Consider the following 21,989-nt stretch of genomic DNA (forward strand, 5'->3'; position numbering starts at 1 on the left):
TTACTGGTCGTCTGCCCACGGCCCGGCTTGGCGTTTACCGTGTTTAAAGCCTTTGCGCATTTCCTTGCGGGACAGCTCGCCGTCGCCATTGCTATCGAGCTTACTTAACTGGGCCTCAGCCGCTGCACGCGCTTCGGCCGCAGACACGCTACCGTTTTTGTCGGTATCGGCCCGTTCAAAGCGGTCGGCCCGAGACCCAGTGCGTTGCTCGCGCATTTTCGCGCGGTACTCTGCAATCTCCTCCCGGGTAACTTCGCCGTTGCCGTTCAGGTCCATCGCCATAAAGTGGGCGCTGCGTTTTGCGACCATATCAGCAACGCTATGACCGCCTTCTCCACCGCGCTCGCAGCCGCCGGGTGGCTTTGCCTGAGCACTCATTGCGGCACCCATCGCCAATACTGCCAAAATTTTGCTAGACGTTTTCATTGTCGTGACTCCATAAACGAAAAAGGGTTTTAACGGCCGTTATTGATTAAACACCGGCTGCGTCAAAACCCCTCGCTATGGCAATAATTCTTTTGCGTCGTGCAGTGCAGCTCGCCTAAGAAGCCAAAAACTCGTAGCGCCAAACCCCCTTGTCTAAATAGCAGCGGTTGCGCGAACCTGCCGCGTCCGGGTCCATCTGGCAATACCCCGCGTCGCCGCCGTAGAGCATGCATACCACGCCCTGATGGTCGGTCACTTTGGGGTGAATATCGGGAACCTCACGCGCGGCATAAAACGCCTTTGCCTGCGCGACGGTTGAGCACTGTGACAGTTCCGACAGGGTCACCAAAGTCGGCGGTAACAGGGCCAACTCACCGGAGCAATGCGCCTGCACAAAATCTTCCGCGGCGCCCCACTGATGGGCATCCATTTCCTCGCCGTCCACTTCTACCTCCATCCCCTGGCCGTCAGCGAGGAAAAACGCCGTCTCGAAGCGCCGTCCCATATGTGCGGGCGTTGTCCAGTAAGAGATATGTTGCAGCGCATCCGGCGCCAGATTGATCGCCGCTTCTTCTTCGGTTTCCCTTACCGCTGCCAAGCGAAATGCCTGCATGCGATCGCCCTGGGCGTCGGCAACATCGTCAGGGTCCACGGTGCCACCGGGAAACACCCAGTGCCCGCCTCCCACTTTCAACTGCTCGTGCCGCCGCAGCAATAACACTTCAAGACCAGAGGGTGTGTCCCGCAACACCACCGCTGTTGCCGCCAGACGAATCGCTTCCTTGTCGCTCACAACCAATGTTCCTCCAGGGCCGACAGCAGACGCTTTGGCTGCGGGCCGATACGAAAATTCTCTGGCAGGTCGGCGTAGCGGATAACACCGCTTTCATCAACCACCAGCAGGGTAGGCAGCACCGTATCGCGACTACCCAAGGGCACGCCAAATGGCATGCCTGCCGCATGGACAATATGCAGCGCCTTCGCCGCATTCAATGAGGGGTCGCTATACACCTCGACACCATCAGGCAGGTCGCCAGCCAGCTTGCGACTCTCCGCAACGGTTTGAGGGCTCACCAATACCAGGCGAATACCGTGCCCCAGGAACTCGCGGCAATAGCCCATAAACTCGTGTAATTGGCTCCGGCACAGCGGACACCAACTACCCCGAAAAAATAAAAAGGCGGTTTTCCTGCCTTGAAACTGTTCAGAACCGACGCACTCCCCGCGCTCATTTTGCAGCTCAAAATGGGGTAGCGTGTGGCCGACAATCAGCTCGGGATTGTCATCCCGATCCAGATACGAATACCAGAAAACGTAGAGGAAAACGCCGCCAAGCCCCAAACTTAAACCGTAGATAGTCGGCACGATATCCATCTCAACCACCACCAACATTGCCCCCAGCAACGCGGCAATTAGCTGGATAACAATAAAGCGCCCGACATGAACAAAGGCTACGCTGTACAACAGTGCCACGAACAACGGCACCGGGGTGACAGCTAACCAAGCACCAAACCACGACAGACTAAAACCGCTGCTCAACTGCCACGCACTGTGCAGCGATGCAGCCCCGCAGAGCAGAATATAAGGAAGTACAAAGAAGCGCTTGGCCAGCGCTTTAAGTGATGTCATAAATAGTCTTTGTGGTCATTATTGAATAATTATCCTACTAGCCGCCCTGTTCAGCGCCGACATTCTGCGCTAGCGTAAGGCGTAAGCATTGACCCTTTTTTACGAGGTTCGAGCAGTCACGGCAATAGCGAGATCGCCCATTAGGGCATAGACTATTTTGGTATTCAATCTTGGAGCCCACACCAGAGCGATTTAAATAAAGTTGTATTAACTCGCCTGTACAAATGTTTTACGACAACAATAGGAAGTATTGGCGGCTATGGCAAAACTCTCTCTAATGGACTTGGCTTTCTTCTTAACCGAAACCGAAGCCAGCCCCAAACACGTCGGTGGCATGATGATGTTCCGCAAGCCCGCGAAAGCAGGCAAGGACTTTGTGGAAACCGCAGTGCGTGAATACGTTGGCACCAATGCCGACATTCGCCCTCCATTTAATCAGATCGTCAAATTCAGCCGATTCTCCACACCCAGTTGGGCGGACGCTCCCGACTTCAATATCGACGACCATATTTTTTACCACCAACTTGAGGGCGACGATTTTCGCGACGCACTCTACGAGCTGGTCGGTGAACTTCACAGCCCGAAGATGGAACGCGATCAACCGATGTGGGAGATCCATGTTATTCAGGGGATCGACGATAAACGCTTTGCCATCTACACCAAGCTTCACCACGCCTATGCAGACGGCGTGACCATGTCATCCATTCTCGCAAAGAGCCTGAGTCAATCTTCACGCGCGCGCAAAGCCACGCCGATGTGGTCAGTGATCCCGGAAAAGCGCTTAGAGAATGCCGCTGACAGCGTGTCGATCATGAAGGTGTTGAGCAAGCTGGGCGGCCGCTCCACCGACTACCTGCGCTCCGCGCTGGGCCTGTCAAAGCTGAGCGCCCAGCTCGCCCTGGAAGCCATGAAGCTGACTAAAAATGCCGTGGCGGTACCTTACCAGGCCAACCCTAACACGCCGCTTAACGGTCAGGTGGTTCCCGGCCGCCAGGTGGCTACCGCAGCAGTGCCCATGGAGCGCGTGAACCACCTGCGCAGCCTGACCCGCTCCACCCTGAACCACATTGCCTTAACCTGTATCGACGGCGCCTTGCACCGCTACCTGCAAGATTGCGAATCGGATATCGATGAACCCATCACCATTCAAATGCCGGTAAATCTGCGTCGCCAAGGCGATAACAGCATGGGCAATAAAATCGGCATTGTATTGGTTGAGCTGGCCAACAAAACCACCGACCCCTATGAGCGCTTGCGGGAAATTGGCTTTACCCTGCGCAATGTTCGCTATCAGGTCGACGGCGTTCCCCCGGCGTCGGTAATGGCCTACACCGTATTACTAGGCAGTTTGGCGCAGCTTGTTGAACTGCTAGGTATCGACGACAAGCTGCCACCACTGGGCAATACCCTGGTGTCCAATGTGCCTGGGCCAGTGAAACCCCTCTACCTGAAGGGTGCGCGGCTGGAAGAGATGTACCCAATCAGTGCACTGCCCCCGGGTTGCCACTTAAATATCACACTATATAGTTATGATGGTCGTTTGCAGTTTGGTTTGGTGGCGAGCTCCGCCCTACCCAAACTCGAGGTATTGAGTGACTATATACACGAGGCATTTGCAGATCTCGAAAACGCAGTATCACCGCAGTTACTCGAACACAATAACAAGGCGGCTGGCTAAACCGGCCGAATAAAACAACCAGAAAAATCCCCTGCTTTCACTGACGGAAGCAAAACAGCGGCGGGCCGTTTTAACACCCACCGCTGTGGAGAATTTTTAAAACATCTGGAGAGGCACTATGAGTTACTTCGTTACTGGCGGCACCGGCTTTATCGGTCGATTCCTTATCGAACGCCTTGCGCGCAGAAAGGGCACTATTTATGTTCTGGTTCGCCGCAGTTCTAAACAAAAATATCTCGACCTGCTGGAAAAAACCGGCCTCAGTAAAGATCGTCTGGTTCCGGTTTGGGGCGACCTCGCCAAAAACAAACTCGGCATCAGCGCCAAAGAAATGGCCAAGCTAAAAGGTGAAATCAAACACTTCTATCACCTGGCAGCCATCTACGATTTAAAAGCCGATGCCGAAAGCCAGGAAGTCACCAATATCCGCGGCACCCAAAGCGCTATCGACGCGGCAGAAGCCATGCAAGCCGGCTGTTTCCATCTTGCCAGCTCCATCGCTGCAGCCGGTTTATATCGCGGCGTGTTTCGCGAAGACATGTTCGAAGAGGCTGAAGGCCTTAAGCATGCCTACTTCCGCACCAAGCATGTCTCTGAAGGCTTAGTACGCAAGGAATGCAAAATTCCCTATCGCATCTACCGCCCGGCAATGGTTGTGGGCGACTCCAAGACCGGAGAGATGGATAAGGTCGACGGCCCCTATTATTTCTTCAAACTCATTCAGAAGCTGCGTTATCGCGTTCCCCAATGGTGCCCGATTATTGGCATTGAGGGTGGCCAGATGAACATCGTGCCGGTGGACTATGTCGCCGATGCTATTGATCATATATCCCACAAGCCCAAGCTGGATGGACGCTGCTTCCACCTCGTTAACCCCGATGCACACAAAGTTGGCGAAGTACTCAACATCTTCTCGAAAGCTGCCCATGCACCAAAAATGGCGCTGCGCATCGACTCGCGGATGTTCGCCTTTATTCCCTCTTCCATCACCGGTTTGGTGAAAAACATGCCGCCGGTTAAGCGCCTCACCAGCGCGATACTGGCAGACTATCAAATTCCCGAAGACGGCTTGCAGTTCATGAATATGCCAACGCGCTTTGATAACCGTGAAACGGTCAAAGCACTGCGTGGCAGCGGCATAGAATTACCCGCGCTGGAAGATTACGCCTACAAGATTTGGGACTACTGGGAACGCAACCTCGACCCAGACCTATTTAAAGACCGCAGCCTGCGCGGCAATGTTGAAGGCAAGGTCATCGTGATTACCGGTGCATCCTCAGGTATTGGTAAAGCCAGCGCGCTCAAACTGGCTGAAGCCGGCGCAGAGGTTGTATTGGTCGCCCGAACGGTTGAAAAACTCAAGGAAACCCAGCAGGAAATTGAAGAGCTTGGCGGCACCAGCTATGCCTATACATGCGATGTTTCTGACCTTGAGTCCTGCGATGAACTGGTCGCTACGCTGCTGAAAAACCACGGCCATGTTGATGTGCTGGTGAATAATGCCGGCCGGTCAATTCGTCGCTCGCTCGAGCTGACCTTTGATCGCTTCCACGATTTTGAACGCACGATGCAGCTCAACTATTTTGGTGCGATTAGGCTGGTGATGGGGCTCGCGCCTTCAATGCTAGAGCGCAAGTCGGGGCATGTGATTAACATCTCGTCGATTGCCGTTATTGTTGGTACCTCACCCCGCTTCTCCGCCTATGCGGCGTCAAAATCGGCCCTTGATGCATGGTCTCGCAGCGCGGCGGCGGAATTCTCCGACCGCAACATTGCCTTCACCACGATCAATATGCCGCTGGTACGCACCCCAATGATCGGGCCCACCTCGATCTACAATGCTGTGCCGACACTATCGCCAGAAGAAGCCGCGGACATGATCTGTGAAGCGATCGTGAAGCGTCCTAAGCGCATAGCGACCGGCTTGGGCATCAGCATGCAAGTACTCAACGCGGTGATGCCGAAGGCAACGGAAATTATTATGAACACCGTCTTCCGCACCTTCCCCGACTCCGCCGCCGCAAAGGGTGAAGGCGAAGAGGTGAAAACTGAGGCATCTTCAGAACAAGTCGCCTTGGCAGCGGTACTCAAAGGTATCCACGTCTAAAATAGGTAGCGATACGCAGCACGCAAACTCTGCGTAGTAAAACCGCCAAACCGCATTGCTCAATACATGGGCCATGCGGTTTTTTTACGCCTTGCAAATGGTGCAAATGTGCGTGGAATGAAGAGCGATGCCCTGCCGCGAAATAGCGCGCCTGCGGCGGCGAATAGCGGCCTTCCTCGCGCATTCAATACGACGATATTCACGTCGCAAATAAATTCACTGTTTCAATTTTTCATCGGCAAGCTCAGTGCCAATAAGGCGCACTAATAAAAAAATATTGAACTGTTTTTCTTAGCGCTGTCATATCCAGTAACGAAGCAACATGGAGGCAGTATGCTAGGTTGGACATTGATGTTTCTCGTTATCGCACTGATCGCAGGCGCCTTGGGCTTTAGCGGTGTAGCGGGTGCAGCGACTGGAATCGCTAAAATTCTGTTTTTTATCTTTATCGCATTATTGCTTCTCTCCCTTCTTGCACGCGCCTTGCGCGGCAAACCTCCCCAGATGTAGCGCCGCGACGCTCACATAGCGGGAGAAATCCCCTGAGCAATTCGCCCAAAACTCTTCACTGCATCACCTTGACCACATAAGGAGAACGCTATGAACCGAGATATCGCTGAAGGCAAATGGAAACAACTGAAAGGTCGCATCAAAGAGAAGTGGGCTGAATTAAGCGACGACGAACTAGAGAGCGTGGATGGCAGCAGTGAACGCCTTATCGGCGCGTTGCAAGAACGCTACGGTTTGGCCCGCGATGAAGCCAAACAGCAATTTGAAGAATTAAAGAAAAAAGTGTCGTAAATCGGCACAACCGAGTCCATTACACGTGACTCGCACCCAGTGACGATGCATGCATCGTATTTGATTAGAACCGAAATGGAGGTCAACTATGACTATCAAGAAGACGCTAATCACCAGCCTCACCTTGGGCGCTTTGGCAAGCACTCCCGTACTGGCTGACAGCTGGCAAGGCAAAACCAAAGATGCCTGGCTCGACGGTAAAGTCGAAACCGCAATTATGCTCAATGGCGAGCTCAATAACTTTGACATCGACACGGATGTAAACCAGGGCAAGGTTACTCTCGAAGGCACTGTTAGCAGTGATATCGAAAAGGATCTGGCCGGCCAGCTCGCGAGCAATGTAGACGGCGTTACATCGGTTGAAAACAACTTACATGTTGAAGGGAGCTATCGCAGCAAGCTGGAGAAAACCAGCAATGACTTTGCCCGCAAGTGGAATGACTTGAGCACCACCGCGGCCATCAATATGAAGTTTGCCGCCAACGATGATATTGCGGCAACCAAAATTAATGTCGACACTCATCGCGGTGTAGTGACCCTGCGCGGCACTGTGAAAAGCGAGGCCGCACACGACTTAGCCATTGAAATAGCCAAGAGCTTCGATCACGTTTCCGAAGTGGAAGATAAGCTCGACGTGACCAATAGCTAAGTCCGGCATCGAAACCCCTGATAGCAACGGGCCGGTGGATACTCCGCCGGCCCCTTTGTGCCGCACCGCCCCTCTCGCTGAGACTTATGCCACAAAGCCAGGACCGGTTATTCCGCCGACATCGCCGCCATGGCTTTGGCGAGGAATTTCTCAGTCTGCTTACTTCCCGCCTCTAGCGGCCGCTGCGCGGCTTCGCTGGTAATGGCATCCCAGTTTTCAAGGATCGCCTCAGGCGTTTGTTGTTCAACACCCAAGAATACGCCATCGGTCTCAAAGATTCGCGAGCTCGCATAACCACCCGCGCCGGCGCAAAGAATATGGCGATTCGGTGCAGATTCATGGCACAGCACCAGCGCACCCGCCGTTACCGATTCAGGCGTAAGTAGATCCAGTACTTCTTTCGGTAGCAAGTCTTCGGTCATGCGCGTTGCCGCCGTCGGTGACAGCGCATTGACCCGCACGTTCTTCTTGGCACCCTCAAGGCCCAGGGTATTCATAAAACCGAGCACGGCCATCTTGGCGGCGCCGTAATTACTCTGGCCAAAGTTACCGTACATGCCCGACGACGACGTGGTCATCACGATGCGGCCATATTCCTGCTCGCGCATAATGTCCCACACGGCCTTGGTGCAATTCACCGAGCCCATCAGGTGCACATCCATCACCAGACGAAAGTCGTCCAGCGACATTTTGGCAAAGGTTTTGTCGCGCAAAATACCGGCGTTATTTACCAGAATATCGACGCGCCCCCACTTGTCCATTGCCTGGCGGACCATATCCTCAACTTCTGCTATTACCGCAACATTGGCGCCGTGAGCCATCGCCTCGCCGCCATTGGCCTCTATGGTCGCAACCACTTCCCGCGCCGCCTCAGAGGACGCGCCGCTGCCGTCGCGGGCGCCGCCCAGGTCATTCACCACAACCTTGGCTCCGCGCGCTGCCAATGCCAGAGCGTGACTACGCCCCAAGCCATTTCCCGCGCCCGTTACAATGGCTACCTGGCCATCAAATCTCACATCCATTTTTATTTCCTTTTATGTTTACGCCACTAATTGCATGGTCAACCACTCTGCGATGAGAGCGGGTTTATCCTGACCTTCGATCTCTATTGTCACCTGGGTGGTGAAGCGAAACTGCCCCGGCTTGGTTTCGGTGATGTCGATAAACTTGGCGCGGGCGCGAATGCGGCTATCGACGGCGACAGGCGCGATAAAACGAACCTTATCAAAACCGTAATTCAAGCCCATATGGGCACCCTCGATCATCACCATAAACTCTTCTGCGAAATGCGACAGCATCGACAAGCTTAAAAAGCCATGGGCAACCGTACCACCGAAGGGCGTTTGTTTCGCGCGCTCGGGATCAACATGAATAAACTGGTGGTCCAGGGTACAGTCGGCAAATTCATTGATGGCCGCTTGATCCACTGTGTGCCACTGGGTCGGCGGTGTCTCCCGGCCGACGTATTCCATCACCTTCGTTCTATCTACTGTTGTCGCCATTTTGTTTATCCTTATTTAGGCCTGTTAAAACCAATCATCACGCATAGCATAGGCACTGTCTTCACCTTGCATAAGCAAAGCAGACCAGCGCTCAGTGTGCGGCAACTCCACCGAAAAGAAGTAGCGCATCGCCTGTAACTTACCACGATAAAAATTCTGCTCGTCACCATGCTGACTTTGCGCAAGTGCTTGATGAGCAACAAGCCCCTGCTTCAGCCACAGCCAGGCCACAACCACATGGCCAAACAGCTCCAGGTACGTAACCGAGTTCGCCAATACCTTGTCTATGTCGGTGTCAGCCATGGCTGCCAACAGGGTCTCGGTGGTATCAGTCAGCCGTTTAATCGCGGTCTCCAGCTGTTCCGCCTGCTTTTCCAAACCGGCTACAGCGCCCGCCTGCGCGACCGTTTCGCGCATTAACGCCAGACAGTAGTGATAGCCAGCCATGCCCTGCATGGGCACCTTCCGCGCGAGCAAGTCGAGGGACTGAATGCCGGTAGTTCCCTCGTGAATGGGGTTCAGGCGATTGTCTCGGTAAAACATTTCAACCGGATGTTCATTGATATAGCCCGCGCCACCGAGTACCTGAATGGCCAAGCTATTGGCCTGAGGGCCGTACTCAGACGGCCAGGTTTTGATCATGGGGATCAAGAAATCGAGCAATAATTTAGCCTGACTGCGCTGCTCTTCGGTTGGCGCCGTGTGCTGGTCGTCGGCCAGCTGTGCGCCAAACAAACAGAGAGCAAACGCGCCCTCGGCATAGGCCTTCTGGGCCAATAACATGCGGCGTACGTCGGCGTGTTCAATAATATTAACCGGCGGTGACAGCGGGTCTTTACACGATGGCAAGCGCCCCTGCGGGCGCTCGCGGGCATAGTTTAGTGAGTATTGAAAGCCGGTTAACGCGATGGTTGCCGCACCCGTGCCTACCATAATGCGCGCTTCGTTCATCATGTGGAACATATAGCTCAGGCCGCGATTTTCTTCGCCGACCAAATAGCCAACGGCGCCGCCACGCTCACCAAAGTTAAGCGATGTCGAGGTTTGCCCACGACCGCCCATTTTATGGAACAGCCCCGCCAAGGCTACATCGTTCTGCTCACCCAGGCTGCCATCGTCGTTAACCAGGAACTTAGGCACAATGAACAGTGAGATGCCTTTGGTACCCTTTGGCGCCCCCTTCACCCTGGCCAACACCAAGTGCACAATATTTTCATTAAGCTCGTGATCGCCGCCAGAGATATAGATCTTATTCCCGATAATGCGGTAACTGCCATCCTCAGCCCGTTCAGCACTGGTGATCAGGTCAGCCAGGCCGGAGCCCGCTCCCGGCTCCGTCATCGCCATGGTGCCGGCAAAGCGGCCACTGCGCTGGGGCACGGCCCACTTGGCAATCTGCTCCGGAGTGCCGTGTGCTTCAATCAAACTGGCGTTAGCAGTGGTTAAGCTCAAGTACCCCAGGGTCGTGCTGCCTGCGGCAGTAAGATACGCATTGGCGACCGTGGCCACGGGCAGGGGCAATTGCATCCCGCCCACTTCGTAATCAGCCGTTGACGAGACAAACCCTGCCTCGGTAGCGGCATCGACCGCCTGTTTGATCTCGGGGAGCATTTCCACACGGCCATTTTCAAAACGCGGTTCATTGCGGTCGACCTTGCCGCGAATCGGCAAGAAGTACTTTTCCGCAACCTGCTTGGCAGTGGCAATAGCGGCATCAAAGCTTTCGCGATTGTGGTCTCGATAACGCTCGCGCGCACACATGCTCTCGCTGTCCAGAAATTCGTACAGCATAAAATCGAGATCGCGTTCGTTGAGTAGCGGAGCAGGCATGGTAGTACCTCATATCGAAAAAGAATTGTGACAGCAGTATGCCCAGCACCCCCAGAGCCAGCCACGACATCTGATGTCAGGCAGCGCCATCGCCACCTAGTAAAACAGCAGCGGGTGACTGAGGTCGGTGTCAGCGAAGGCATCCACATTCAGCTGACGATCTTCCGGGTAAAGCGCGGTAACGGTTAACTGAGGCTCGGAAACAAAGGCCGTTGGCCCCAGTGCCCCCACGGTGGTGCTCACACTAAAAAATCGCTGCATCACACCGTCTATCGCCAGCTGCACGCGAAAGCTCGCCATCGGCTCTACCGACGCGGCGCGCTGCTGCCAGTCACTCGGTACGGAGGGATAACTGCGCAGCCGATCCAGGGTTGCCTTCACCGTCGGGTCATTGCTGAATAGCGCCGACTGCTGGATCGACATAAGAATGGCCGACAGTGTGTCCTCCCAGTTGCTCACGGCATTTTCCGCAGATTGGGAGCTGAACATAAAGTCGTAAAAATTGCTGATATTGTGCAACTCATCAGCGGGCATAAGACGGGAGTAAAACCCCAGCCAGCTGCGGTTCACCATGAGAATATTAGTGGAATTATCCACCAAACATGCGGGATAGGGGTCCAGCGCCTGCAGCGTCATGGTCATGGCGCTGCGCAGCCATTTGAGCTCTGCGGAATTAAAATCGACACGCTCGTCGCGCGGCGCAAAGCCCGCCGCAATAAGCAAATGACTTTGGTCGCGCCGCCCCAATTTCAGCGCTTTGGCGATCTCCAACACCATCGTTTCGCTGGGGCGACTGCTGCCATTTTCAAGGCGGCTGATATGGCGCGGTGAACTGCCCAACTCAAATGCCAGCTGCTCCTGACTGAGGCGGTGCACACCGCGCCAAAATTTTAAAAACCGCCCAAAGCTCGATGCACTCTCTACCACACGCCAACCCTGAAGAAATGATGCTCAAGGATACTACGCGCGATAGCGGGTGCGCTCAAACCCTTAGGGCATTAATCAAGCAGGTGTCGCGGGATTGCCACGTCCATCGACAGCAGCATTTGCGCCAGCGCTTTGCCCTGCGAATCCACCCGCAGCGAGGCACTGCCGCCTCCGCCCAACGCGTCGCGCAACAAAAAGTTAAAGGCGTGGAAACCCGGCACATCAAAGCGGTGTACATCGCCATCTAGCAGATGCTCGAAGTACTCCGCCACGGCGCTCTCCGACAGGGCTTGGGCGATGTGCGGCAAATAACACTCGCGGCGCGCAATCACACCGATATTCGCGTTATTACCCTTGTCGCCGCTGCGCGCATAAGCCAGTTGCTCGAGCGGCACGCGGCAGTCGACACCCTCGCTGACAGCCAGTGATGAATAACGGCTACCGACCGCGGGGCTGGAACCTGGCGTTGGGTAGCTGCGCTCACTCAAGCGCTGATCGCCCATTTGTACGGTGACGGGAACACGGTCTTTGGCGAGTAGCGACGAGTGAATGCGAATCAATGGGCCGGGCTTGGCTCGGCCAGCACCAAAGCCACTCATGCCCGGTGCCGCCGAGGTCGCGAGATAGGCGAACTCGTTGGCGGCGAAGGTAAGCGCCTCGCGGCTGTTGTGGTGCAAACCGTATTTGGCCATCACCTCCCTGCTAGCCGTATCGCGCGCGTGACGGCCATAGGTGTCCTCGGCTCCAATGACTTCGATGCTGACATCGCGAAAGTCTTCCCAAGCGCGTTCTTTAAAAACACCACGGCAGCGTTGCAACCAAGCGTTAAGGCTACAGCGCGCTTTCTCGGCAGCGCGCAGCCCGCCGATAAAGGCACTGCCCATCAAGCGATAACCGTCCACCCAGGTTGCGCAGACCTTGTAGCTATCGCCGGGCGCACGGCCCTTGGCATTGCTCACCCTAAGCCGGTTTTCGCCGACCTCGTCCAAGCGCACATCACTAAAATCACAGGCAACATCCGGCAACAGGTAGTTTGCCGGATCACCAATTTCATAGAGGATCTGCTCAGCGACAGTGGCGCGGTTGACCAAACCGCCGGTCGCCGGTGGAATGGTCACAATAAAATCACCCTCTGCCGCAACCTCGGCAATGGGGTAGCTCATCGTGGAAAAGTCCGGCACTTTGTGCCAGTCGGTAAAGTTACCGCCGGTACACTGGGCGCCGCATTCCAGTACGTGCCCGGCCAAGGCCGCCTGCGCCAAGCGGTCGTAGTCCTGCCAACTCCAGCCGAATTCGTGCATCAGTGGCGCAATTACTACCGCACTGTCGACCACGCGCCCGGTCACTACGATATCGGCGCCGGCGGCCAGCGCCTCGGCAATGGGTTGAGCCCCGAGGTAGGCATTCATACTGGCAAGCTTGTCGGGCAGCGGTGCGCCGCTCTGCATGTCGCTCAGGCCCTCGCGGGCAAATTCTTCCCTGCGTGACAGTAAGTCATCGCCATACACACCGGCAATATTGAGCTGTAGGCCCTGCTCCTGGGCTAAGGACTGTAGGGCGGCAATGCAGCCGGGCACATTTACGCCGCCGGCATTGGCAATAATCTTAATCCCTTTGGCAGCGCAGTCTGCCATCACATCGCGCATGGCAACGGTGACAAAGTCCACGGCAAAACCCAGCCGTTCATCCCGGGCTCGGGCTTTGGCAAGTATCCCCATGGTCACTTCGGCCAGGTAGTCGAAAACCAGGTAGTCCAGCTCGCCTTTGTCTACCAACTGCCGCGCCGCAAGCTGGCTGTCGCCGTAAAACGCCGAGGCACAGCCAATACGTACTGACGAACGACTCATAGCGCCTCCTCATTCAGCTCGACAAGCAATTGCCGCGACTTCACTTGATCGCCCGCTTGGCAGTGAATTGCCGCTACCGTGCCGTCCATGTCTGCCTTTAGCGGGTGCTCCATTTTCATCGCCTCCAACACGACCAGGGTTTGCCCGCGGCTGACGCGCTCACCCTCTGCAACAACAACGTCCACAATGGCGCCGTCCATAGACGCTTTCAGCAAGCCGCTGCCAGCGGCCGCATCCGCTTTGGCGGCCGCGTGGCTGGTATCGTCGAAAATGAAGTGGCCGCTGCCGTCATCCAGGAACAGCTGCTTGCCATTGCGCGCAAAGTGGATGCGCCGCCGCACGCCATCCTCTTCAATAACGCAGGATTGGGCATCGCTAGCTGCCACCTGCAGGGTATGGCGCTGACCGGCAATACTGAATTCGCGTTGCCTACCCATCGCAACCAGTTCGATGCGGTATTCCTGCCCTTCCCAAGCAAGTGTGAAAACGCAGCTTGCCGGGGCGCTGCGCCGCCAGGCAGGCGCTGTTTTGGCCGCTGCGGCATTACATTCATATAGCACCGCCGCCGCCCTTGCCAGGCTGGCAGTGCCAGGCTCAGGCGGAGGTGTGCACTGCTCACCATGCTCGGCGATAAAGGCTGTGGTGGCATCACCGGCAATAAAACTCGGATGGCGCAGCACCGCCTGCAAAAACTGCAGGTTGTTATTGATGCCCAGCAATACCGTATCTTGCAACATCGACGCCAAACGCCGCAGTGCCTCTTCACGGCTCGGCGCCCAGCAAATCAGCTTGGCCAGCATGGGGTCATAATGGGCGCCGATAAGCTGCCCTTCGCTAATCCCACTATCCAGTCGCAGCCCCGGCCCCTGCGGCACTTGCCAGCGGGCAATGCGGCCGGTTTGCGGCATAAACTGCTGACGCGGCTCCTCGGCATACAGGCGCACTTCAACCGCGTGACCATTGATGCGGAGCTGGGATTGCGCCATCGGCAGTGGCTCGCCACTGGCAATACGCAGCTGCCATTCCACCAAGTCAACACCGGTAACCATTTCCGTCACCGGGTGCTCAACCTGCAGGCGCGTGTTCATTTCTAAAAAATAGAAACTGCCCTGAGCATCGACCAAAAACTCGACCGTACCCGCACCGCAGTAATTGCAGGCTTTGGCCGCAGCAACAGCGGCATCGCCCATGCGCTGGCGCAAAGCGTCATCGACAAAGGGCGATGGCGCTTCCTCCACCACCTTTTGATGGCGGCGCTGAACCGAGCAGTCGCGCTCGGCTAAATGAATGGCATTGCCCTGGCTGTCAGCGAAAACCTGTATCTCGACATGGCGCGGCTGCTGTACCGCCTTCTCCAGAATCAGCTCGTCACTGCCGAAGGCTGACAAAGCCTCCGATCGGGCGCTGCGCAGTTGCTCCGGCAAATCAGCCGCGTGATCAACCAGCCGCATACCGCGTCCGCCGCCGCCCGCCGAGGCCTTGACCATAATTGGAAAACCAATGCGCTCTGCTTCGGCCACCAAGCGCTCGTCGCTCTGATCGTCGCCTTCATACCCAGGCACACAGGGCACGCCAGCGGCTATCATTGCCAACTTCGACAAGCGTTTGCTGCCCATCAATTCAATCGCGTCGCTGGACGGACCGATAAAAGTGATACCCGCCGCCTGACACGCGCGGGCGAAGTCAGCATTTTCTGAGAGAAAGCCGTAGCCTGGATGAATCGCATCTGCTGCCGTTTTTGTCGCGGCGTCAATAATGGCGTCCACGCGCAAATACGACTCCGACACAGCCGCCGGACCGATATTCACGGCCTCATCAGCAAGCTGAACATGGGGGGCATTGTCGTCGGCATCGCTAAATACGGCGACGGTGCGATAGCCCATTTGTTTAGCGCTGCGTATTACCCTCACGGCAATTTCGCCGCGGTTGGCGATCAGTATTTTGTGCAATGCGGTCATGCTGTTCCCCGTTCCGAATACCAGCTGGGTTTGCGCTTTTCGATAAATGCCTGCGTCCCCTCTTTGCCCTCTGGCCCATTCAGGCATTGGGCAAAAAGATCTGATGCGTGGTCTAAAAGCGGTTCAAGTGCGGTAGTGCCGACATCAAGAAGTAGCGACTTGGTAAGCGCAGTTGCTGCCGGTGCACAGCGCCGCAACGCAGAGAGTTGGTTGTTTAACTGCGCGTCAACGTCGTCGTTGCTGTCCGCACAGAAATGCACCAGGCCGAGGCGCTGTGCTTCAGCGCCGTCGATGCGCTGCCCGGTTAATGCCAAACGCCGGGCCTGCGTCAGCCCCACCCGCATCACCACAAAAGGCGCAATCTGCGCGGGCACAATGCCCAGGCCAGTTTCCGGCATGGCAAACTTGGCATCGGCTCTGGCAATCGCAATATCCGAGACACAGGCCAGACCAAAACCGCCGCCTAACACCGCACCTTCCAAGATCGTAATAACGACCTGGGGAGCCTTATTTACCTCGGTGATAAGGTGACCAAAGCTACGGTTAAACTGCCAGGCTGCCTTATCCGGGGACAAGGATTTGCCCGCTTCGTCTACCGCGCCGTCGTGCATGCCGGCAATATCGCCGCCCGCACAAAAATTCCCCTCTGCGCCGCGCAACACCACGGCGCGCACGCTACGGTGCTCGGCGATGGCGGCGAATACTGCGCGCATTTCGTAGACAAGCCTTTTGTTCATTGCGTTGCGCTTATGGGGCCGGTTGAGGGTGATCGACAATACGCCGCCGTCGAGCGACAGCAGCAATTCTTTACATTCGGGTAACATGCTGCCTCCTACAAACGGCCAATGCCGAAGGTGTTGGCCGTGATCTGACGGGCATCGGCGTCGCGGCAAATATCGAGTACAAAACCCAGCACACTGCGTGTATCGCGAGGGTCGATAATTCCGTCATCCCACATGCGTGCGGTATTGGCCAGGGCGTGCGACTTCGCCGCCATGGTATCCACGGTGTCTTTCTCCAGCGCATCGAGCATCTCTTCACTCACCTGCCCGGCGCGGCGCATTTTCGCCTCGGCAACCTGACGCATCACGCTGCCCGCCTGGGCCGGCCCCATCACCGAAACCACACTGCGTGGCCATGCGAACATAAAGCGTGGCTCCATACCGCGGCCGCACATCGCGTAGTTACCCGCGCCGTAGGAACCGCCGACAACAATACTGATTTTCGGCACAGACGCATTGGTGACCGCCTGAATCAGTTTCGAGCCATGCTTGATGATCCCGCCCTGTTCCGCTTCGGTGCCGACAATAAAGCCGGTGGTGTTATGGAGAAAAACTACCGGCGTTTGGGACTGCTCGCAAAGCTGAATAAATTGCCCGGCCTTCGCCGCCCCCTTGGCAGTAATCGGGCCGTTATTGCCAATCACTGCACAGGCAATACCTTGAATCACCATATGACCGCAGACCGTGCCAACATCGAAAGCACTTTTGAATTCCAGGAAGTCTGAATCGTCGGCAATGCGCGCAATAATTTCCCGCACGTCGTAGGGCGTTTTGGGATCTTCGGGCACAATACCGAGCAGTTCCTCAGCATCAAAATGCGGCTCGGCATAGGCCGCTTCCGCACTGGCCTGCAAGCGTTTGTCCCAGTCGAGCTTGCCCGCAACTTCCCGGGCAATGCGAATACCATCGGCGTCGTTTTCGGCGAGATAGTCCGCGGTGCCGGCAACTTCCGCGTGCATCTCCGCGCCGCCAATCTCTTCGTCGCTGGCCTCTTCGCCGGTTGCCGCTTTAAGCAGGGCTGGGCCGGCGAGATATACGGTGGACTGACGACGTATCATAATGACGTAGTCTGACAAGCCGGGTTGATAAGCACCGCCAGCGGTAGCACTGCCGTGCACCACAGTAATTTGTGGAATGCCCATCGCCGACAGTTTTGCCTGCACGGCAAAGCCGGCACCGGACGGCCCGAAAAAGTCACCGAGCAGCTTTAGGTTACCGCCGCCACTTTGCGCCAGGGTGAGCACCGGAAGCTTGTTCTCGATCGCGATACGCATCATCCGCTGTCGCTTGACACTGCCCAGTGGCGTAATGCTGCCGCCCTTAGTGAGATAATCATCGACCATAATCATGCAGCGAACGCCCGCCACATAACCGATACCGGTAATGCAGCTTCCGCCGGCGGCACTGCCATCGCGATCCTCTTCCTGCATATAGCCGCAGAGGGTCGATAGTTCGAGAAAGGGGGTGCCAACATCAAGCAGGGCACTTAAACGCTCGCGCGGCGGCATAAGGCCGCGCTCGCGATAACGCGGTACTTTTTTCTCGGCCGCGGCAATCACTCGTTGCTCGATGTCTCGAAACTCATCAACGGCCGCGCCCATAACCTTGGCATTGCGCTGAAAAGCATCGCTGTGTCGATCGATGTGAGACTCTAATATCGCCATAAACTCGTCCTTTTAGCCCACTACTTTCTGCGGCCCGGATGGGTGCCCATCAATTTACAGATAATGCCCAGCATCACCTCGTCTGCGCCGCCACCAATGGAGGTGAGCCGCGTATCGCGGTAGGCGCGAGAGATGGGGTTGTCCCACATAAAGCCCATGCCGCCCCAATACTGTAAGCAGGCGTCGGTCACTTCTCTGGCTAGGCGACCCGCTTTGAGCTTGGCCATGGACGCCTTCATGGTTACATCGCTTCCGTGGATGTATTCCTCCACCGCGCTATAGGTCAGCGCACGCAGCGCTTCGACCTCGGACTGCAACTCTGCCATGCGAAAGTGAACCACTTGATTATTAAGAAGTGGCTCACCAAATATTTCGCGCTCGCGGGCATAGTCAATGGTTTGGTTGATGCAGGCTTCCATGGCCTTGAGTTGTCCCGCAGCGGCATACAGGCGCTCTTCCTGGAATTGCAGCATCTGGTAGATAAAGCCCTGCCCCTCTTCACCAATGCGATTGCGCTGGGGTACGCGAACATCGTCAAAGAACACCTGCGCGGTATCCGATGAGCGCATACCCAGCTTGTTCAAGCGCTCCGAAAAGGACACCCCCGGCGTGTTAGTCGGCACCACAATCAGCGATTTATTGCTGTGCGCTTTACCTTCGCTGGTATTGGCCAGCAGACAGAGATAATCCGCCTGAGTGGAATTGGTGATCCACATTTTGCTGCCATTGATAATGTAGTCGTCGCCGTCTTTGCGGGCGGTGGTTTTAATCGCCGCCACATCGGAACCGGCATGGGGTTCACTCACCGCAATGGAGAACACCGCGTCCCCGCTTATCGCAGGCGTGAGAAATTCGCGACGCAGTTCATCGCTGCCGAACTTTGCCAGCGCCGGCGTTGCCATATCAGTTTGTACGCCGATGCCCATCGATACACCGCCGGTCGTAATCCTGCCCAGCTCCTCTGAAAATACCGTTTGGTAGCTGTAATCCAGACCGAGGCCGCCGTATTCCACCGGTTTCGAAATGCCCAGCAGGCCCAGGTCGCCCATTTTTTTAAACAATTCATGGGCGGGGAAAATCCCCTCCGCTTCCCAGGCATCGGCGTGGGGGTTTATTTCTTTGTCGACAAACTGCGCCACGGTATCGCGCAACTTTTGATGCTCTTCTGTCAAAATCATAAAACGCTCCAACTACGCAAAATTATTTAAAACAGCCTTCAAAGGGATAGGGAGTGGGGACGAAACTGTTTGGCCCGGCGCCCATCGGCTCGGCGCGTTGAAACGCCGGGCGCGCCATCAGGCGCTCGAGGTAAGCCTTAACCTGGGGCTCGTAGAACGCATCCAGCCCCAGCCCCTTGCCCAAATACAGCGCGTAGCCAACCGCGATATCGGCAATGGTGAAGCGGTCGTCGCACAGGTATTCACGGTCGAGCAAATGGCTATTCACGCGCTTTAATCGCGCCAGGTACCACTTGCTGTAGTCTTCAACTGCCTGGGGCAGGCGGCGCTCCGGCGGTTCCAGCTGCGAATACCGCAGGACGATGGTCTGCGGGAAGGTCAGGGTCGCATCACTGTGAAACAGCCAGTTCAGGTAATCGCCGTAGCCGGGGTCGCTAACGCGCAGACCGAAATCAAAGCGCTGGTATTGTTCAACGAGATAGAGACAAATACCGGAGGACTCGGTCATCTCCACGTCGCCGTCTCGGAAAAAAGGCACCGTCCCCAAGGGGTTAGTCTCAAGGTATTCGCGCTGGAACATGCGCGGCGGAAAGGCAAGATTTACCAGCTCGTAGTCGATACCCATTTCTTCCATCGCCCACAATGGCCGCAATGAACGGGACGGGTAACAGTGCCACAGCGTGGGTTTTTCACTGCTCATAACAACTCCTTACAAACGGTATTGACGCGACGCCAGCTCACGCATGATTTCTTCGGAACCGCCGCCGATCGCGTTCACTCTCACTTCACGGTAAAAGCGTTCAACGCGGTTGCCGCGCAGGTAGCAGGCCCCACCTAAAATTTGGCTGGCTTCACGGGCGCAAAACTCCATGGTCTCGCTGGCTTGGACCTTGGCCATTGCCAGGTCACCCGGGTCGCAGCGCCCTTCTATATAGGCTTGGGTTAAATAATTGAGGTAGCACTGGGTCGCATTGATGCGCTGCTTCATCGCAGCAATCTTGTGGCGAATCACTTGGTGGTCGGCCAGGCGTTTGCCGAAGGTCTTGCGATTGCGCGCCCACTCCACGGCATCTTCTAGGCAGGCGCGAGCGGCCGCTTCCATGGTGACAATCAGGCTTAGTCGCTCTGGGTTGAAGTTACTCATGATGACGAGAAAGCCGTGCCCCTCTTCCCCGATCAAATACTCGGCGGGCACGCGAACATCGTCAAAATAAATGGTGCCGGTATCGGCACACCACCACCCCTGCTTGCGGTCCAGCGGGGTGCGCGAAACGCCGGGCAGGTCGGTGGGAATCAGCAGCATCGAAACACCGCCAGCGCCTTCGCCACCCGTGCGTACAGCGGTACTCACCCAATCCGCTCCCATGACTCCGGAGATAAAGGTTTTACTACCATTCACAATATAGTGGTCGCCATCGCGCTTGGCCGTCGTTTGGATGTTGGCAACATCCGAGCCGCCGGAAGGCTCGGTAATTCCCAGTGAAATTCGCTTTTCACCGGCTAACACGCGCGGTGCAACCATTTCTTTCAGCGCATCACTGCCGCAGTTCGTCACGGGTGGTAAGCCAATGCCGTGCACCAGCAAATTACTGATCAAGCCCCCGGCGCTGCCCGCTCGGGTGATCTCTTCGTTGGCAATATTGATATGCCATTGGTCAATACCCTCGGAAATGCCGCCATAGGCCTCGGGGTAGCCGAGCTGGAGCAAACCGATATCCGCCGCTTTGGCCCACAATTCATCGGGAATTTTTCCCGCCTCTTCCCAGTCGTCGAGAAACGGGCTGATTTCAGCGTCGACAAATTTACGCAGTTGCACTCGCCATGCTTCGTGCTCGGCATTGAGGTAGGGGTTGTGTAGACGGGCGCCGTCAAAATCCAGTGACATGCGAACTCCTGAGTTAGTCATTATTAGCCTACTCAGTCTATAAGCTCTGTTGGGGCGCGCTTAGGATTTGGTGCCAGACTAGGAGATATTTGGTGCCAGAAGGCGTTATTTACGGCGATGTTCTCGCGGCGACTTGCCGAACCACGCTTTGAAGGCGCTGGAAAAACTGCCGTGGTCGGCATAACCCAGCAGCAGCGCGATATCGGTAATACTCAAGCGCTCATCACTGAGATACTGCAATGCCAATTCACTGCGCAGCTCTTGCAGCACTTGGCCAAACTGGGTCCCGCTGTCGGCCAGTCGCCGCTGCAAAGTGCGCCGGGATATATTCTGCGCGGCGGCTGTTTTATCGATAGTCACCCCACCCGCTGGCAGCATTTTTATCAAGGTGTTGCGCAGCGAGCGCAATACCGGATCAGGCTCACCTTCGCCGAATAAATGCTGGGTAGATTGCCGGATCGACATACTCCATTCCGAGTCCAACTGAACAAGGCGATAGTCGAGGCTCGCCGCATCGAAATACAGAGAACTACGCGGCTGGGAAAAATGCAGGTCGCAGCCAAAAATGCTTTCCAGCAAGTCGGTATTAGCGGGCTTTGGGTAACTAAAGTGGGCACGCAACACGGGAATTGGCCGCACACACAGCGAGCGCACAATAGCTGCAGAGGTGGTCAGCAGACAGTCACTTTGATACCGCCAGCGAGCCGATGCCTCCCACAGGGGCAACCAATCCAAACGCAGGCGTTCATCTTCGCGGCGAATGCGAACCTCGCCGATATCACCAGCAAAATGCAGCACGCTGGGCATCAGGTTCAAGTAGTCGCGGAAGGTTTCGCACACGCCACAGGTGTAGAGCTGCATATTCAGACGGCTGATATAGTCCACACGGCCGGTGTAGAGGCCAATATCTTCGCCGCAGTGCTGAGCGGCAAGCTCATACAAGCGATGCATCGCCGACACAGGGTGTCGAGCCTCGGCGTCACTGAGGGCTTCCGGCAGGATACCGACCGATCTCAGCAGCGCTTCACTGTCGCCACCCAGTGCGGCAATCGCCTGGGCAATACTGCGAATACTGGTGCTGTTAACGGTCCAATTGGGGTCGATCGTATTCATCGCCACGTCTTCA

20 protein-coding genes are annotated in these 21,989 nt (G+C 56.2%); 5 read left to right on the top strand and 15 right to left on the bottom strand.

Annotation, left to right across the window (positions count from 1 at the left end; all coding sequences use genetic code 11):
• The 3 genes from B3K78_RS15015 to B3K78_RS15025 form a co-directional block, all read right to left on the bottom strand.
• Complete coding sequence (locus tag B3K78_RS15015; protein WP_204996818.1) at positions 1-426, bottom strand: EF-hand domain-containing protein; 426 nt, start codon at positions 424-426, stop codon at positions 1-3.
• Positions 427-541: 115 nt separating this feature from the next.
• Complete coding sequence (locus B3K78_RS15020) at positions 542-1,219, bottom strand: NUDIX hydrolase (RefSeq protein ID WP_286696087.1); 678 nt, start codon at positions 1,217-1,219, stop codon at positions 542-544.
• A complete protein-coding gene (locus tag B3K78_RS15025; protein WP_286696088.1) occupies positions 1,216-2,055 on the bottom strand; it encodes a peroxiredoxin family protein in 840 nt (279 codons plus the stop codon). Before B3K78_RS15025 ends, B3K78_RS15020 begins: the two co-directional genes overlap by 4 nt.
• A gap of 259 nt (positions 2,056-2,314) precedes the next feature.
• Between B3K78_RS15025 and B3K78_RS15030 the strand changes: the two genes are divergently transcribed.
• The 5 genes from B3K78_RS15030 (at position 2,315) to B3K78_RS15050 (ending at position 7,290) form a co-directional block, all read left to right on the top strand.
• Positions 2,315-3,733 (top strand): wax ester/triacylglycerol synthase family O-acyltransferase, encoded by a 1,419-nt coding sequence (locus tag B3K78_RS15030; protein WP_286696089.1) that lies wholly within the window; start codon positions 2,315-2,317, stop codon positions 3,731-3,733.
• A gap of 118 nt (positions 3,734-3,851) precedes the next feature.
• On the top strand, positions 3,852-5,840 hold the full coding sequence (locus tag B3K78_RS15035; protein ID WP_286696090.1) for an SDR family oxidoreductase: 1,989 nt from the start codon (positions 3,852-3,854) through the stop codon (positions 5,838-5,840).
• A 333-nt stretch (positions 5,841-6,173) separates the two neighbouring features.
• On the top strand, positions 6,174-6,350 hold the full coding sequence (locus B3K78_RS15040) for a DUF1328 domain-containing protein (RefSeq protein WP_204996735.1): 177 nt from the start codon (positions 6,174-6,176) through the stop codon (positions 6,348-6,350).
• A gap of 90 nt (positions 6,351-6,440) precedes the next feature.
• On the top strand, positions 6,441-6,641 hold the full coding sequence (locus B3K78_RS15045) for a CsbD family protein (RefSeq protein ID WP_204996734.1): 201 nt from the start codon (positions 6,441-6,443) through the stop codon (positions 6,639-6,641).
• Positions 6,642-6,729: 88 nt separating this feature from the next.
• Positions 6,730-7,290, top strand: a complete 561-nt coding sequence (locus B3K78_RS15050; RefSeq protein WP_286696091.1) for a BON domain-containing protein — start codon at positions 6,730-6,732, stop codon at positions 7,288-7,290.
• A gap of 107 nt (positions 7,291-7,397) precedes the next feature.
• Here B3K78_RS15050 and B3K78_RS15055 read toward each other — a convergent pair whose 3' ends face one another.
• The 12 genes from B3K78_RS15055 to B3K78_RS15110 all read right to left on the bottom strand — a co-directional run bounded on the left by B3K78_RS15055 (position 7,398) and on the right by B3K78_RS15110 (position 21,976).
• Entirely contained in the window at positions 7,398-8,312 is a 915-nt protein-coding gene (locus B3K78_RS15055) for an SDR family NAD(P)-dependent oxidoreductase (protein ID WP_286696092.1), read from the bottom strand.
• 18 nt (positions 8,313-8,330) lie between these two features.
• On the bottom strand, positions 8,331-8,792 hold the full coding sequence (locus B3K78_RS15060) for a MaoC family dehydratase (RefSeq protein ID WP_286696093.1): 462 nt from the start codon (positions 8,790-8,792) through the stop codon (positions 8,331-8,333).
• Positions 8,793-8,816: 24 nt separating this feature from the next.
• Positions 8,817-10,622, bottom strand: coding sequence for an acyl-CoA dehydrogenase (locus B3K78_RS15065; RefSeq protein ID WP_286696094.1), 1,806 nt, complete (start codon positions 10,620-10,622; stop codon positions 8,817-8,819).
• Between the two features lie 96 nt (positions 10,623-10,718).
• Entirely contained in the window at positions 10,719-11,549 is an 831-nt protein-coding gene (locus tag B3K78_RS15070) for a helix-turn-helix domain-containing protein (protein ID WP_204996728.1), read from the bottom strand.
• A 71-nt stretch (positions 11,550-11,620) separates the two neighbouring features.
• The gene (locus B3K78_RS15075; RefSeq protein WP_286696095.1) at positions 11,621-13,396 is read right to left on the bottom strand and encodes an acyclic terpene utilization AtuA family protein; all 1,776 of its coding nucleotides are present in this window, start codon (positions 13,394-13,396) and stop codon (positions 11,621-11,623) included.
• Positions 13,393-15,354: an acetyl/propionyl/methylcrotonyl-CoA carboxylase subunit alpha gene (locus B3K78_RS15080; RefSeq protein WP_286696096.1), complete on the bottom strand. Its 1,962-nt coding sequence runs from the start codon at positions 15,352-15,354 to the stop codon at positions 13,393-13,395. Before B3K78_RS15080 ends, B3K78_RS15075 begins: the two co-directional genes overlap by 4 nt.
• A complete protein-coding gene (locus B3K78_RS15085) occupies positions 15,351-16,178 on the bottom strand; it encodes an enoyl-CoA hydratase/isomerase family protein (RefSeq protein WP_286696097.1) in 828 nt (275 codons plus the stop codon). Before B3K78_RS15085 ends, B3K78_RS15080 begins: the two co-directional genes overlap by 4 nt.
• An 8-nt stretch (positions 16,179-16,186) precedes the next feature.
• Positions 16,187-17,800 (bottom strand): acyl-CoA carboxylase subunit beta, encoded by a 1,614-nt coding sequence (locus B3K78_RS15090; protein ID WP_286696098.1) that lies wholly within the window; start codon positions 17,798-17,800, stop codon positions 16,187-16,189.
• Positions 17,801-17,820: 20 nt separating this feature from the next.
• Positions 17,821-18,978 carry an acyl-CoA dehydrogenase family protein gene (locus tag B3K78_RS15095; protein ID WP_027874312.1) on the bottom strand — a complete coding sequence of 386 codons (1,158 nt, stop codon included), beginning with the start codon at positions 18,976-18,978 and terminating at the stop codon, positions 17,821-17,823.
• A 22-nt stretch (positions 18,979-19,000) separates the two neighbouring features.
• Entirely contained in the window at positions 19,001-19,678 is a 678-nt protein-coding gene (locus B3K78_RS15100) for a glutathione S-transferase family protein (protein ID WP_286696099.1), read from the bottom strand.
• Positions 19,679-19,687: 9 nt separating this feature from the next.
• The gene (locus B3K78_RS15105) at positions 19,688-20,863 is read right to left on the bottom strand and encodes an acyl-CoA dehydrogenase family protein (protein WP_204996721.1); all 1,176 of its coding nucleotides are present in this window, start codon (positions 20,861-20,863) and stop codon (positions 19,688-19,690) included.
• A 105-nt stretch (positions 20,864-20,968) separates the two neighbouring features.
• Entirely contained in the window at positions 20,969-21,976 is a 1,008-nt protein-coding gene (locus B3K78_RS15110) for an AraC family transcriptional regulator (protein ID WP_286696100.1), read from the bottom strand.
• Positions 21,977-21,989 lie beyond the last annotated feature (13 nt).

It is taken from the genome of Spongiibacter sp. UBA1325, assembly GCF_002306875.1.
Taxonomy (GTDB): domain Bacteria; phylum Pseudomonadota; class Gammaproteobacteria; order Pseudomonadales; family Spongiibacteraceae; genus Spongiibacter; species Spongiibacter marinus.